Here is a 14,371-nt window from a genome sequence, read left to right on the forward strand (position 1 = left end):
TCCAATATCCAATCCTACACATGGAGTTGCACAAAAAAGGAGGTAAATTATGAAGATCACTCGACGTCAATTTATCGGGGGTACTGCAGCAGTCACCGCCGGGGCCGGGTTGTTCGGTTTTAACATGCTGGCTAAATCGGATTTCGTGAATGCTGCCGGGGCTGAAGCAGGAGTTAAGACCTTCCGCAATGTCTGTCCCCGCAACTGTTATGACACCTGCGCCCAGATCTCCTTTGTAGAAGACGGGGTTCTAAAAAAAGTAGAGGGAGATCCCAAGAGTACCTATACCAATGGTAAGCTTTGTCTTAAAGGGTATAACTATACCCGCCGGGTGTATAGTCCGGATCGGATCAAGTATCCCATGAAGCAAGTGCCCCGGGGCTCAGGGAACTGGGAGAAGATCACTTGGGATGAAGCTATGAATACCATTGCCGGGAAGATCCTGGATTTGAAAAAGCGTTACGGTTCCACCCTCCCTATCTGTATGGATAAATACTCCGGAAACTTTGGCATTACCCACTATGGCATTGAAGGAACCATGTCCAGTATTGGTTACACTACGAGAGCAGTGGGAACTCCTTGTTGGCCGGCAGGTATCGATTCCCAAACCTACGACTTCGGTACCATTGTCAATAATGACCCCGAAGATATGGCCAATGCTAATTACATCATCCTTTGGGGATCAAACTGTGCCTGGACTGGTATTCACACCCTGCCCTTCATTATGAAAGCCAAGGAGCGGGGAGCTAAATTAGTTGTCATTGACCCGATTCTGACCTCAACTGCCTCCAAAGGGGATCTCTATATTCAGATCAAAAACAGTACCGATGGTGCCCTTGCCCTCGGCATGGCCCGCTACATCCTAGATAATAACCTGGTGGATTGGGATTATGTCAAAGCGAACAGCATTGGTTTCGATGAGTGGGCAGATTATGTCAAGAAGAATATCACCCTGGACTGGGCTGCGGAAAAAACCGGTGTCCCCAAGGATGTGATCATTCAACTGGCCCATGAGTATGCTACTGCCAAACCGGCCTCCATCTGGGTGGGCTATGGTATGCAGCGGCACACCAATGGTGGGCAAAATGTCCGAATCATTGATGCTTTAGGTGTAATGACCGGTAATGTGGGCAAGTCCGGCGGCGGCGTCAACTACGCACATCTGGAGACCTGGGGCTTCAACTATCATGCCATGGTCATGCCTGCGCCGGAAGGTTCAGTGGGGATGCCAGGGGCTAACGGAACCTATACGGATCGCGCCGTTAACATGAATAACTTTGCTGCCGACGTCCAAGCCTTAACTGATCCCCCGGTAAAGATGCTCTGGTTCGCCTGTCGGAACTCCGTTTCCCAAGACCCGGATACCAATGACATTATCAAGATGTTTAACTCCATGGAACTGGTGGTCACTGTAGATTCCTTCTTTAATCAGAATGTGGAGTTATCCGATATCGTCCTGCCCGCCACCACTCACTTTGAGGACTGGGATGTTATGGCCAGTTACTGGCACCACTGGGTAGGCATCAATCAACGGGCTATTGAACCTATGTATGAGAGCAAGAGCGATGTGGAAATCGCCATGGCCTTGTCCAAAGCCATGAATGCCTTAGAGCCTGGATCCTGTACCTACCCCACAGAGGGTGATCCCGAAGAATGGACAGCAAAAGAATTCAATGACGGAATTCATGCCCTCTTGGGAATTTCCAGTTATAAAGAATTGCTGGATGGTCCACGCAAAGCGAATAGTCTCACGGTCGCTTGGGCAGATGGCAACTTCCGTACACCCTCGAAGAAAATCGAGATTCATAGCGAATTAGCTGCCGGTAACGGCCTCCCTGCTATCCCCATTTGGGTGGAAGAAATGAAAGCCCCTGCCCAATACCCAATCCGCTTTATGACACCCCATCCTCAGCATGGAATCCACTCACAATTCCAAAACCTTGACTGGATGATGGCGGCCAACCCTGAACCCGTTGTCGAGATTCATCCTGAGCTTGCTGCTAAGCATGGTATTGCCGAGGGAGATAAGGTGAGGATTTACAATGATATAGGAGAAGTGACGATTAAAGCACACCTGACCAGGACCACCTCTCCCGATGTCATCGTCAGCTATGAGGCTTGGTACAAAGATTCCAAGTTCAATGTGAACTACACCGTGAAGGCTATTCCTGCTGATATGGGTAAACAAGCCACAGGTATGGATGGTATTGCCTTCCACGATAACTTTGTAGCTATTGAGAAGGCGTAAGGAGGGGATGAAGCATGAGTAAGCAATTAGGTTTCTTGCATAATTCGGAAAAATGTGTCGGCTGCAGGGGCTGTGAAATGGCCTGCAAGAATGAATATCAAAGCGATGCCTCGGTCCGTTGGCGTCAGGTCTATCAGCTTCGGGAAAAGGATTTTTCCCTCCCCACCCGGATGTTTATCTCTGTAGGCTGCAACCATTGCGAAAGCCCGGAATGCTTGAGGGTCTGCCCAGTCAGGGCTTATACCAAACGGGAGGATGGCATTGTCATCCATGATCAGGAGCGCTGCATCGGCTGCAAGCTCTGTACCATGGCTTGCCCCTATGACCGTCCCCAATTCAACACCACAGTGAAAAAAGTAGAAAAATGCAATCTCTGTTATCAGCGCCTGGATCAGGGGGAGCAGCCGGCCTGTGTAGCTGCCTGTATCCCGGAGGCTTTACAGATGGTGGAGATTACTGATGAACTGGATTTAAAGACCGGCGTTCTGACCACCTTGCCGGGAATGCCTGATCCGGCAGTCACCCATCCGTCCATACGGTTTATCGGCCCGAAACAAGGGAAGCAAATAAGGAGGGATGTATAATGGGACATTGGGAATGGCCGTTAGTGCTCTTTACCGTTCTTGGTCAAACATCCGTGGGAATCATCTTCTGTCTCTGGCTGCTGGAAAGAAAACGGGGTAAACAGGCTGTCCCGGCCAGCCCCGAGTATCAAAGTTTTATCCAAAGCTCCGTCCTGGTCTCTGGGGTGCTCCTGGCGGCAGCGATGATCGCCTCCCTCTTCCACTTAGGACATCCCTTGGCCGCTTATCGGGCTTTAACCCATCTGGGCACCTCCTGGTTAAGCCGGGAAATCCTTCTCTTCGTCTTTACCTTTGGAGCCTGGGCTTATCTGGCCCTCCTCTCCAGAAAGCCGGGGAGCAAGCTCACCGGAATTTTAGCCCTTACTTCGGTCCTGGGCTTTCTGGGTATTATCAGCAGTGCCTTGATTTACACCCTGCCCCGGGTTCCTGCCTGGAATAACTTGGGACCGACGATCTTCTTCCTGATGACCGGCATTATCCTGGGTACCCTGGTCACTGCCGTTTTAGGCCGCAAGGCATTGGCTGCAGGGGAGATGAAGCAGATTCTCAGCATCGCTTTGGGCAGTGTCATCGTCAGCGCCATCCTCTATCTCCTCTACTTCTCACTCCTAGAGGCCACTCCCGAGGGAGCGACCACAGCCCAAGTTCTTCTCACCAGCCCTGTATTCTGGCTGAGAGCGGTAGCCGGCTGGATTCTCCCCATCCTCCTCATCCTCAATACCATCAGCAAAAAGAATAATCCCCAATCCCAGCTCATTCTCCTCGCCCTCACCTGCGGTGTGGTAGGAGAACTACTGGGCAGAGGACTCTTCTATGCCAGTGCTGTGGGAATACACATTACAGCGTTAATGTAACCCTTATAAAGCCCTGGACCCATACCGTTGATACGGAGGGTCCGGGGTGTTTTTTGCTTTAGCGGTATAGGATCATTCCGAAGAGATCTTACGGATACTGCGGACGATGATGATTAGGAGAGAGACTACGACGATGACCAAAATCCCCTGCAGCAGCCAAGAATTTCTTTCCGTCCAGGGGCGAATGTCTTTAAACTGGTAAGCATCGTTTTCTGTTGCAGCTCCCAGGGAAGCTAGAGGAATTTTTGAAAAGTCCATATTACCCTTGAATTTTTCTATATCATAAATAGGGGCTTGAATCTGATGATTTCCCCAGTAGAGTGAGGTTTCCTTTGTTGGATTGACTGGAAAAACCAGTAACGGATTTGTGCCACTCATGCGTATTCTCCGGATGTCTAATGGGGCATTATCCTGATTGATAATTTTCAGTTTAAGATAACGGACATTTGAGTTGAGCTTGAGCATACTTTGCTTAGCTGTTAATTTATCCAGCTGATAGGAAAAGAGTTCACCCTGGGCAAGCTGATCCCAGTCCTTATTGTTGTCACTGGCATAGATCTCCGCTCTGCGATTAAAATTCACGGCATCGGTGATGATTTCTAATTCTTCCACGGGAAGATGGCTTTGATGCAAATCAAACGTGTATTCCTGAACGCCATCATTATTGCTCTGAGCGAGCATGGAAAAGGATCGTTCAGTTGCGTTCAGTGCAACAGCTTGGTTTTGAAGAGAAAGACTAACACCGTCACAATGGAAGTCTCCTTTTCCATCATTATTAATGATTAGTCGAAGATAGGGGAAATTCGTTTGGGGGAGATTGACTTCGAAGTGTCGGGACTTCTGTTCATCAGTCAGGTCAAAAATCGTGCTATTTTCGGTAAGCGTGATCCAATCCTGCTGATTATGGCTACCCTCAACGTTTACGCTGCGGATAAAATTTTTAGCTGAGGTGATGATTGCCAATTGTTTGATCCATTGGCCTGAAGGAACAAGCACTTCAAGTTGCAGATTTCCTTGGGCGTCTTTTCCTTGATTGAGGATTTTTGCACGTTCAACTTGGGTAGCGATGTCAAAATCTCGTTCAGTAACGAGTGCATAGGGAATCTCTTCATTGCCGTTATAGAGGCGTAAATCCGGAGATCCAATCTCAGTTTGGCCGAGAACTTCGTCGGTCAGTTCCAGAAGATTATAGGAAGCGGCAGTCGAATTAACAGTGACTGAAGCACGATAGTGAAAGTCACTGATCGCAGCATATGCCGGAATGGGGAAGATTACGGACAAGATCATCATACACAGCGAAAAGCTGGTCAGAATATGCGGGATGGATTTACTCAAAATCATCATCTCCCACGATCAGATTTTTATAACGGTGGTAGATCCAGGATATAGCCAGCAAGATGATGCCCAATCCCATAAACGAAAGGATCCGATAGGGCGTGGAAAGGTTAGAAAGATCGTAAAGAAATACCTTCAAAATCACGATACCCAAGAAGCCCAACCCGAACCAACGAATCCCTTTTAGGCGGCGCCAGAATCCCAAAACGATCAGTATCGCAGCATGCAAGCCCCAAACAAGCGACAGGATCAAGTTCTGAGAACTGTCCAATCGGGAGTAATCCGCATCGCTATTCAAAGACCAGAGATAATCATAATAGGCATTGATCTCCAGAGTTAAGAAGATAATAATCAGCAGGTTAAGCGTAACTTGGAGACTGAGGAGGAAAATAGAATTCCCCTTGGCCTCGAATTTACGGGTGTGTCGGTAAAAAAGCCATACAATGGAGGCCGTAGCGATGATAACAAAAAGAAACGCAACCGCAGCCTTATTTAAGAAGACCCATAACTCCTCACCCGTAATCGTAAAGGGATATGTGAACAAAGAAATAATTGCAAATGTCAGGATCAAAAAACCGGCCAGTGGGATCTTCTGAGGATTGATCTTAAGATTGAGATAGAAAATGATCACGGCTTCCAGTGCCCATGATATAGTGACCCAATAGCCGTCTAATTGCAAGGGGATTGCCAGGGTAATGAAACCGGCAGCAAGTGCTAATAGTGTCAGGCTTAAGCTTCGGGTTCCGGGATACCGTCGGTAAATGAACACGCCCATGATTAGGTAGATTAGCCCCAGGAAAACTGCCCAGAATCCGATCCAGCCTTCAATATGGTCTACCAACAGTTGATATGATAATGAGAAATAGGCGATGGCATTAAGGAGAATTAGGCTGATGTCCGCCCAGAGAAAGGATTCCTTTAAGCGGATATTTCGAGTAAAGCTAATGGCTAAGTAGATCAGGAAAAACAAGGTAAGATAGCTGAAAGAGAGCGTATTGAAACGCAGGGGATTAAAGGCCTCAGGACTGCTGATATGTCCGGCAATAAAGGACATATAGGTGAACAGAAAGGTAAGGTAATTAAAAATTGGCCATTTTTTAAAATAGGCAACCAATAAAACCCCGGCATCAAGGATGGCAACATAAGTGAAAAGAACAACCTGACTGATTTGACCTGTACTTAATAAGAACGGTGTGGCAAAGCCTCCGACAATACCCATGATGCCGACGGCAGGGGAATCGTACCGGACAGAGAGCAAGGAAGCGGTTAGCGTGATTAAAATCATCAAGACAAAAGCAACAGGTTGGGAAATTAAATGATAAAAAACAAATGCTGAGAAGACAGAGAAGTAGAGGATGGCGATGCCTCCACCAGTGAACCCTTGACCATAGATAACAAACTTTTTGCGTTGAAAATATTCGCCGGTTCCGAGGAAGCCTAAACCAATAACAAGACCGATGACGATGCGGCCCAACTCGCCAATAAAGTGGTTATCAAAGGACCATTTAAGAAAGAATGCGACAGCCAACATGATCGCCAGGATTCCTAACCGGTTAAACCAGGTGCCAGCGAGTTTTTCCTCGCTCATTCCTTTTAGACTTGTTTTTTTGGGAGGGAGAGAGGGTCTCATGGGCGGTCGTTCGTTTTGACCTTCTATGGGCAGCTCTCTTTGTGGTAAAACGGGCTGTTTTAAAGCGGACGGTCCAGATACTCCTGCTTGTTTCTCAAGAAAGGCAACCCGGTCTTTTAATTCCTGAAGTTCTGCTTGCAATTCCCTTAATTGTTGGTTCATAGCGCTCCCCCCTTTTTATCTATTAATTTTAATTGAGAAAGAAGTATATATATGGAAATTATACACCTAAAAAGTGAAAAATTATATTGAAAAATATTTATCGAGGATGAAAAAATGGACCCTATCCTATTTGCAACCCATATAGATCAACCGGTAAAGTAAAGCTAACCCGCACATAAGAGTGCCCGCGGATAAAAACACCCCTCCAAGAGTTATTAATGGAACTGCCATAGCACCTAATATCGGGGCAATCAACATAGAGACTGTCTGCAGGGCGTTAGCTAAAGCTGACACAGGTCCTACGGTATCATCGGTCGTTTCGGTTTGCAAAATATATCCAAAAGCCACAGCAGTCTGAGCGCTGCATAGTCCTATCAACACACATAAGACAACCCAAAACCACAGAGTGCCAGGGAGTGTCCCCCAAGCTTTAAGACCGACAAAAGCAAGAAGCAGGCCTGATGTCATTCCCGCCAAAGTCATACGAGATAAAGGATCTTTTTCCCAACCTCTCCACTGTCCGGCACATAGTGCGCCGACCACACTGCCCATGCCGACAGAACCAAGGAGTAATCCGAATTGACCTTCAGTTAGTCCGGCAGCTTTCGCCAAAATGATGAATAATCCATCATACAAAAAGATTAAGAAGAAACTTGCAGCAGTATAGAGGATTCCGGACTTTAACAAAGGCCGACAAGAGATATGGTTCCACGCTTCACGCAGGTCTTTCTTTTGTCTTGGCTTTGTTTCCTCCGGCACTCCCCATTGAGGCAATCCGCACAACAATAAAGCCGAAAAAGCATAGAAGCTTGACCCAACGATGAAAGCTGACTCAGCCCCGAACCAACCAATCAGTGTTCCTCCCGCTATGGGAGCAAGAACTTTCGAGGAATTTACGGAAAGCTGACTTAGGGAAATAGACTTTGCAAGTAGTCCCGGCTCCACTAAACCTTTAATGGCACCTTGACGAACGGGGTCGAAGACTGCGCTTATACTCATTTTTAAGAACACAAGAGTTAATAGAACGTTAAGGGAGGGTGCCCATATCATTCCAAAGACAATCCCAGCCCGCAGCAAGTCGCATACGACTAAGACATGCCTTCCGGGTAAACGTGCTATCCTTACACTTGACAGAGGGCCGATAATAACCCACGGCAGCCCCATACAGATCGATAAGGCGGCAATAGCCGCGGAACCATAGCCCCAGGTGTAAACAATAAGAGTACTCAAAGCAATAAAGTCCAGCCAATTGGCAAGGTCTGAGAGTACTTGTCCGCCTATTAATCGGCGAAAACCTCGAATGCACAGTGGACTGCTAAACGGCTGTTCAATGATACTCACGAAAAAACCTCCAATAGTTCTTTCTTTCAAAGTAACAAAACTTTGTCAGAAGAATATCAGAGGTGTATTAAATGCTTTTGTAGCAGCTCATTTATTTTTTCTTTGCTTTGAGCAAGCCCAATGCGGCGAGACAGCTGGTTCCACTGGTTGTCATAACGCCCCGATAGAGTCTCCCACTCGAACTTTTTTGCAAAATACCTCACGGTACTTATGCCTCTGATCAAATGAGGCAAAAAGTGCGATTCGGTTAAAAGTGAATGACCCAGTTCAATAAAGGACAGTGCATCATGGGGAAGTACCCTGTAGAGGGCGATACCTTTTAGTATGGTGAATTGACCTTGCTCCCGCTGGTAAGGATATTGCTGAAGCAGGTTTTCCGCATCCTTTATATCAATTGTGAGGTTTTCCCAGTCCCCAATATGTAGATCATGTTCAATTTTTAGGTTGGCAACGTAGGGTATCAGGCCATCCCAACCTTGGCGTGATACTTCGGCGGATAAGAAGTCTAATTTAGCTTTGGCCTTATCGTAATCACCCCAATCCATCAGCATCGAAATGATAATTATATTCTCCAGCTCGTACTGCCATACCCTCGGAAGAAGTTCTTTCTGCAAAACAGCCTCCACATAGTGGCGATTCTCGTGGGGATCGAGGAGTTGATTCAAATAAAGTAAGTGAAAAGCTCGATCAGAAAAGGGGATGCTTTCATCTTCCACAAGGAAACGAACATCTCCCTCCAGTATGCGAATTAATATCTCAAAGGAAGTATCCCATGCTACACCGAAAGTTTCCTTGTGACGGCGGAGCGCAAGAAGAGCATCGCCGCGGCCGAATTTTAAGTAGAGCTTACTGATTTTTTGCATCTCCTGCGTAAAAGTAGGGGCATGAAGTAAGAGATTATGCTCAGACTTTGGCTGCTCCGTGATTAAACGATAACCAACCCCTCGTACCGTTTCGATCCTAACCAAGGGGTGCCAAGGCGTTAATTTTTTTCGAATACGATAGATATGATCATCAACAGTTCGATCAATGGGTGATTCTAAAGGCCATACAGCATCTAAGAGTTGATTTCGAGAAAATGTCTGCTGCAAGTGCTCGTACAGGTACTCCAAAAGAGCATATTCTTTGGGTAGTAAGGAAATTGAACGTCCGGCCCAAGTTACGGTCAATGATCCTTGATCAAAATCAATTTGGTCCATCTTAAGCGTCCTCTATCTACGTATTAACACTCCTATCCGTGATGAAAAGCTATAAAATATTATATCATAAGTAAGGAGTAAATAAGAGATTGGGGAGGCAAAATATGTAAACTATCGTGATTTGACATTTTATCATTCGAACGCTGCTTGCTTCGAGGAAACCATTCACATCAGCGAAACAGCGGTTAAGCTAATGGTGACAGGATTAACACTTCCCATAAATAATAAGCAGGAAATCCCTCACCCTTAGCGAAATTATGGTTGACGAGATACTTCGCAAGGGGGGATCAGCATGGACACCTTACATCACCATATTTGTCCCCGGAATTGTTACGATACCTGCAGTATCATCAGCACGACCCGCAATGGCAGACTGGTATCCATTGAGGGTAATCCTTCCCAGGGTTATACCCGTGGCAAGCTCTGCCCAAAGGTTATGGATGAGACCCATAAAGTTTACAGCCCTCACCGGGTCAAATATCCCATGCGTCAACGCAAAAGGTTCTCGGGCCAATGGGAACGGATCAGCTGGAATGAAGCTTTGGATATCATCAGTCGGCAAATAGTTTCCATCAAAGAAAAATACAGGACCACTCTTCCCATAGCCCATAACAAATACTCCGGCAATTTCGGAATCATGCACAATGCCTTAGAGGCCTTTATGACAGGTCTTGGGCCTACGACCCGAGCCGTAGGATCTCCTTGTTGGTCGGCAGGGGTAGAGGCTCAAGTTTTTGATTTCGGGGCTTTTTTTTGCTCCGACCCTCTGGATATGGAGAAGGCTAAACTCATCTGGATCTGGGGAGCCAATCCCGCCTGGAATGCCGCTCATCAAATGCCGATCATTTTTCGGGCTATGGATCACGGGGCCAAGGTCATTTGTCTGGATACTCATTTTTCAGCTACGGCTGCCCGGGTTCATCAATTTGTGCGGGTAAATCCAGGTACGGATGGGCTCTTAGCCTTAGGCTTGGCAAAAATCATCGTGGACCATCAGCTCACAGACCCGGAGCTGCCGAACTATTCTTTGGGGCATGAAGAATTCATGGATTACCTGAAGCTGAAGGTTGATCTCCAGGAATGCTCGGAAGTGACGGGGGTTTCCATAGATACGATGAAAGAACTGGCCTTGGAGTATGGGGCCACGAAGCCGGCCTGTATCTGGGCAGGCTTTGGCCTTCAGCGTTATACCAACGGGGGGCAGAATCTGAGAGCCATCGATGCCTTAGGTGCCCTGACCGGGAATATCGGCCGCCCCGGCGGAGGAGTTCAGTATGGGCATTTTGAAACCTGGCGTTTTTCCGGGCCCTTAGCTCATTCCCAATGCGGCCATGCTCAGGACCGGGAGCTGGATATTAATCAGTTTCCTCAGCTGGCCTTAGAGGCCGATCCCCCTGTGAAAATGCTCTGGATAGCCAGCCGCAACCCTTTTCAGCAGGATGCCAATCATGCCGAGTGGCAAAGACTCAGCGAGACCCTGGAGCTCATCGTGGTTAGTGACCTCTTTCACACTCGGTCCTCCGCTGCCGCAGACCTCTTTCTCCCTGTGACCACCCATTATGAGCATTGGGATCTCCATGCCAGCTATTGGCATTATTATATCGGGATCAATGAACCGGCCATTGAACCGGTGGGAGAAGCCCGCTCCGATCTACAGATTACCTGGGACCTGTCCAAACGCCTTAATCAGAGCTCGCCGGGAAGCTCGGCCTTTCCTACGGAAGGATCGGAAAAGGAGTGGGTCCTTGGTGCCATCGGGCCGGAGATGCTGGAGATACTGGGAATCCACTCGGCAGAGGACCTCCTTAAGGGCCCCAGACGAGTAAACTATTCCGGGACCGCCTGGCAGGAGCGGAAATTTCAAACTCCCTCGGGCAAATACGAGTTTTACTCGGAAAAAGCTCAGGAATGGGGCCTCCCTCCTTTGCCCATTTACCGCCCTTCACGCAAACCACCTGCGGAGACTCCTCTACGTCTGCTTACACCTCATCATTTATCCGGGCTGAACTCCCAGGTGTATCTGTATTCCGAAGAGAGCAGCGGCGGCGCTGAAAGTCTTCGTGAGAACAACACCTTTCCGAAAGCCCGTCTCAACCCCAAAACCGCAGAAACCTATGGGTTGCACAGAGGGGACAAAGCCATCCTATGGAATCGGGGAGGGAGCCTCCCGGTCACTATAGAACCGGACCCAAGCATCGGAACGGAAGTGATCGTGATCTATCAGGAGAACCGAGCCAATTTAAAGTCCCCCCATCTGAACCTGCTTAACCTTGGCGAGTTAACCGATATGGGGAAATATGCCACAGGGGCTTATGGATTGGCCTTGAACGAGACCTTTGTGGGAATCAGGAAAACCACCTCTTGAGGAGGGAAGATATGGCTAAGCAATTGGGTTTCTTTTTGGATGTGAACCGGTGTCTGGGGTGTGGGGCGTGCATCAAAGCCTGCGCTAATCATAACCGCTTACCCCCTTCCCTGACCTGGCGGAAATTGCGGCAGGTGGAGAATGCGGATTATGACCGGGGTCAGGTTTCCCGTTTCTTCCTCTCTACAGCCTGCAATCACTGTGCTAATCCTGAATGCATGCGGGTCTGCCCCTCCGGAGCTTATGCCAAGCGACGGGACGGCATCGTCCTTCATTTTCCGGATAAATGCGGTTCCTGCAAATCCTGTGTGGCCTCTTGTCCCTTTGGCGCTCCTCAGTTCAATCCTCAGACCGGTAAAGCCGGCAAGTGCCAGCTTTGTCATGAGCGGCTGGATAAAGGGAATAGTCCTTACTGTGTACAGGCTTGCGTCACGGGAGCCTTGCAGTTAAGGGAAATCCAGGGGAATCCGACGGACAAGATTCTGCGCCTGACAGCTCCTTTGCCGACGTTGCGCTTAACCAAGCCCTCCACTTTTTATTACCCGCCAAGAGGGACAAGAATTCTTTAGCATGATCGGCTAGTTAAGATCCCATTATGGTCAAAGCAAAAGCCCAGTCTTTGTGAAAAATTACAAAGAACTGGGCTATTTTTGTAGAAAATTACAAAAGTCTTTCTTTTGGGTTTGTGGGCGCAAGCTTTCCTAAGTATCTCCTTGATATTGTAACAAAGTGTACAAGGTGTTGTCAAGGGATATTACTTCCCAATCCCCTGCAGAATCCCAAATACAACCTCCGGCGAAGCGCCTTTAACCCCGATCTCCACCAGGACATCCCCATACAACACGCTGAAGCCCATCCGCTGACCCGGCTCATCCCCGGCATCGGCAACCTCATAGGCCCTTGCCCGTACTGTATCCAGAGTCAGTTCATTCCTAAGGAAGATAGGATTATCCACGATTTCTCTCAGCTCCTTAGGGACAGAATCAGCCCGGGGAATGGGATAGAGGGATAGGTCATAATTCTGTCTATGAGCAATTAATGTGATCCGCCCTTTGTCCTTATCCTCCAGCAGGGAAACCCGCCAATCGATATAGCCCATGCCTTTTGTCCAATTAACAAACAGAGCATCCTCTATCTGATTGATATGGCGCAGAGCATCCTCAAAAGCAAACCCTTCCGGCAGGGCCGCCGGCAGATAGACACCGAAATCTGCATCGGCCCGGGCTTCCTCCAGTGTGAGCCTCTCTTCCCGCAGTTCGGGCAGGACAGGATGCAGCACCGTAAGATCGGCCTTGCCTCCCTCGATCAGGAGGCCAATCAGCTCTGAGATTTCGCGCTTAAGAGACTCCTTTTCAGTTTCCGGGCCGCCAAGCTCGACATAGTAAGCCAGGTCGGAAAGCTTGAAGGAAGCAAAGTAGATGATGTTCCGCTGCCCCCGACTGTTGGGCCGGGTCTCAAAATATCCTGCCGTAACCTCTGTGCCGAGAATATCCGAGGTTTTGGCTTCCACATCAAACACATAGTCAAGCTGCACATTGCCGGGGGCAAGCTGGATAGTGGTCTCAAGACCGGATGGGGACGTCACACGGGCGTCGATATTGAATAAAGTGGCCTCATGTCCATCACTTGAAAAGTTTGCGGTTGCCGAGATAGTCCGGGTGTTTGTAAGGCCAGGGAAAACAGCATCAAGTTCGCCCGCAGTCAGCTCCTGCCAAAAATGACCGGGAATTGCGATATTGGATGCTGCAAGGTGGTCGCGGGATTGATTAAACATTAATGGGTATTTGCTTAAGATATCACCGGACTGGGAAACCCCTGGATTATTCGGTCCCGGCGCTATAGGGTGCTCCATTAAGCGGGGGAGGGTAAACACACTGACCATGGCCAAGGCAAGACAAGCCAAAGCTGTGGCATAGCGCCTGATCCGAGGAGGCCGGTGTTGGGGCTGGGCCTTGCCGGCACAGGATATAAGTCTTTGATGTAAGGTCTCAGAAACTTCAATGTTATTCATGTATTCCTTATAAGCTTTCATAATCGTCCTCCTTTAAAGAAAGCTTGAGCTTCTGACGGGCACGAGTCAGATGGCTTCTTACGGTAGCTTCCTTTTGTCCGGTCAGATCAGAAATATCTTTAATGGAGTAATCCTCATAATAGAACAAATGGATGACCGTGCGGTATTTGGAAGGTAAGGCCATGATCTGCTCCAGCAATTCATGCTGCTTTGGTTCTGAAGCAGGATAAGAGTTGAGAAAAGGCTCCCTTCGCCTGTGCCAAGGTGAGCGCAGACGGCTTTTGCACAAGTTTACGGTCACCCGCAGAAGCCACGCCTTTTCATGCTCCGCCGATTCAAATGGGGGAGCCTTCTCATAGGCGCGCAGGAACACCTCTTGCACGATATCCTCGGTATCGGAGATGTTTCCTGTAATCGCCAGTGCCGTGCGGTAAAGTCTGTTTTCATGGGTGGTTACCAACACCTCAAAGTCCTCCGGCCGGGCAGACTTATAGGCCATTTCCTTCACCTCCTTCACCCTATATACGCTTTAGACGGGAAAAAGGCTGCAAATCATTCTTCAAAAATGGGAAAACCTTATTCAAAGGAGCTCATGTGGCCTTTCCCAAAATCGATAAAAGTAAAGAGGGAACTGCTGGGCTG

General features: G+C 48.3%; 11 protein-coding genes. 5 read left to right on the top strand and 6 right to left on the bottom strand.

The window, feature by feature from the left end; genetic code table 11:
- Positions 1-49 precede the first annotated feature (49 nt).
- Genes DESDE_RS02455 through DESDE_RS02465 form a run of 3 tightly spaced genes read left to right on the top strand, consistent with a single transcriptional unit; the run spans position 50 to position 3,686 of the window.
- A complete protein-coding gene (locus DESDE_RS02455; RefSeq protein WP_014792455.1) occupies positions 50-2,248 on the top strand; it encodes a molybdopterin-dependent oxidoreductase in 2,199 nt (732 codons plus the stop codon).
- 14 nt (positions 2,249-2,262) lie between these two features.
- A complete protein-coding gene (locus DESDE_RS02460; protein WP_014792456.1) occupies positions 2,263-2,832 on the top strand; it encodes a 4Fe-4S dicluster domain-containing protein in 570 nt (189 codons plus the stop codon).
- Positions 2,832-3,686: a dimethyl sulfoxide reductase anchor subunit family protein gene (locus tag DESDE_RS02465; protein ID WP_014792457.1), complete on the top strand. Its 855-nt coding sequence runs from the start codon at positions 2,832-2,834 to the stop codon at positions 3,684-3,686. Before DESDE_RS02460 ends, DESDE_RS02465 begins: the two co-directional genes overlap by 1 nt.
- A 72-nt stretch (positions 3,687-3,758) precedes the next feature.
- Here the strand turns inward: DESDE_RS02465 and DESDE_RS02470 are convergent, their stop codons facing one another.
- From DESDE_RS02470 to DESDE_RS02485, 4 genes are all read right to left on the bottom strand, one after another.
- Positions 3,759-5,021 carry a DUF3999 family protein gene (locus tag DESDE_RS02470; protein WP_014792458.1) on the bottom strand — a complete coding sequence of 421 codons (1,263 nt, stop codon included), beginning with the start codon at positions 5,019-5,021 and terminating at the stop codon, positions 3,759-3,761.
- The gene (locus DESDE_RS02475; protein WP_014792459.1) at positions 5,014-6,813 is read right to left on the bottom strand and encodes a DUF2339 domain-containing protein; all 1,800 of its coding nucleotides are present in this window, start codon (positions 6,811-6,813) and stop codon (positions 5,014-5,016) included. The genes DESDE_RS02470 and DESDE_RS02475 overlap by 8 nt, the downstream gene beginning before the upstream one ends.
- A gap of 126 nt (positions 6,814-6,939) precedes the next feature.
- Positions 6,940-8,154: an MFS transporter gene (locus tag DESDE_RS02480; RefSeq protein ID WP_014792460.1), complete on the bottom strand. Its 1,215-nt coding sequence runs from the start codon at positions 8,152-8,154 to the stop codon at positions 6,940-6,942.
- A gap of 56 nt (positions 8,155-8,210) precedes the next feature.
- Entirely contained in the window at positions 8,211-9,353 is a 1,143-nt protein-coding gene (locus DESDE_RS02485; protein WP_014792461.1) for a winged helix-turn-helix domain-containing protein, read from the bottom strand.
- Positions 9,354-9,645: 292 nt separating this feature from the next.
- Here DESDE_RS02485 and DESDE_RS02490 point away from each other — a divergent pair, with 292 nt between their 5' ends.
- Positions 9,646-11,718 (top strand): molybdopterin-dependent oxidoreductase, encoded by a 2,073-nt coding sequence (locus DESDE_RS02490; RefSeq protein WP_014792462.1) that lies wholly within the window; start codon positions 9,646-9,648, stop codon positions 11,716-11,718.
- A gap of 11 nt (positions 11,719-11,729) precedes the next feature.
- Complete coding sequence (locus DESDE_RS02495; protein WP_014792463.1) at positions 11,730-12,287, top strand: 4Fe-4S dicluster domain-containing protein; 558 nt, start codon at positions 11,730-11,732, stop codon at positions 12,285-12,287.
- Positions 12,288-12,472: 185 nt separating this feature from the next.
- Here DESDE_RS02495 and DESDE_RS02500 read toward each other — a convergent pair whose 3' ends face one another.
- Both DESDE_RS02500 and DESDE_RS02505 read right to left on the bottom strand, forming a co-directional pair.
- Positions 12,473-13,750: a hypothetical protein gene (locus DESDE_RS02500; protein ID WP_014792464.1), complete on the bottom strand. Its 1,278-nt coding sequence runs from the start codon at positions 13,748-13,750 to the stop codon at positions 12,473-12,475.
- A complete protein-coding gene (locus DESDE_RS02505; protein WP_014792465.1) occupies positions 13,737-14,228 on the bottom strand; it encodes an RNA polymerase sigma factor in 492 nt (163 codons plus the stop codon). Before DESDE_RS02505 ends, DESDE_RS02500 begins: the two co-directional genes overlap by 14 nt.
- Between the last annotated feature and the right edge of the window lie 143 nt (positions 14,229-14,371).

Source organism: Desulfitobacterium dehalogenans ATCC 51507 (genome assembly GCF_000243155.2).
Classification (GTDB): domain Bacteria; phylum Bacillota; class Desulfitobacteriia; order Desulfitobacteriales; family Desulfitobacteriaceae; genus Desulfitobacterium; species Desulfitobacterium dehalogenans.

Bases quoted from the DNA above. Each gene is read 5' to 3' on its own strand.
- DESDE_RS02495 (WP_014792463.1), top strand. From the start codon at position 11,730: ATGGCTAAGCAATTGGGTTTCTTTTTGGATGTGAACCGGTGTCTGGGG.
- DESDE_RS02460 (WP_014792456.1), top strand. From the start codon at position 2,263: ATGAGTAAGCAATTAGGTTTCTTGCATAATTCGGAAAAATGTGTCGGC.
- DESDE_RS02455 (WP_014792455.1), top strand. From the start codon at position 50: ATGAAGATCACTCGACGTCAATTTATCGGGGGTACTGCAGCAGTCACC.
- DESDE_RS02485 (WP_014792461.1), bottom strand. From the start codon at position 9,353: ATGGACCAAATTGATTTTGATCAAGGATCATTGACCGTAACTTGGGCC.
- DESDE_RS02500 (WP_014792464.1), bottom strand. From the start codon at position 13,750: ATGAAAGCTTATAAGGAATACATGAATAACATTGAAGTTTCTGAGACC.
- DESDE_RS02505 (WP_014792465.1), bottom strand. From the start codon at position 14,228: ATGGCCTATAAGTCTGCCCGGCCGGAGGACTTTGAGGTGTTGGTAACC.
- DESDE_RS02475 (WP_014792459.1), bottom strand. From the start codon at position 6,813: ATGAACCAACAATTAAGGGAATTGCAAGCAGAACTTCAGGAATTAAAA.
- DESDE_RS02490 (WP_014792462.1), top strand. From the start codon at position 9,646: ATGGACACCTTACATCACCATATTTGTCCCCGGAATTGTTACGATACC.
- DESDE_RS02465 (WP_014792457.1), top strand. From the start codon at position 2,832: ATGGGACATTGGGAATGGCCGTTAGTGCTCTTTACCGTTCTTGGTCAA.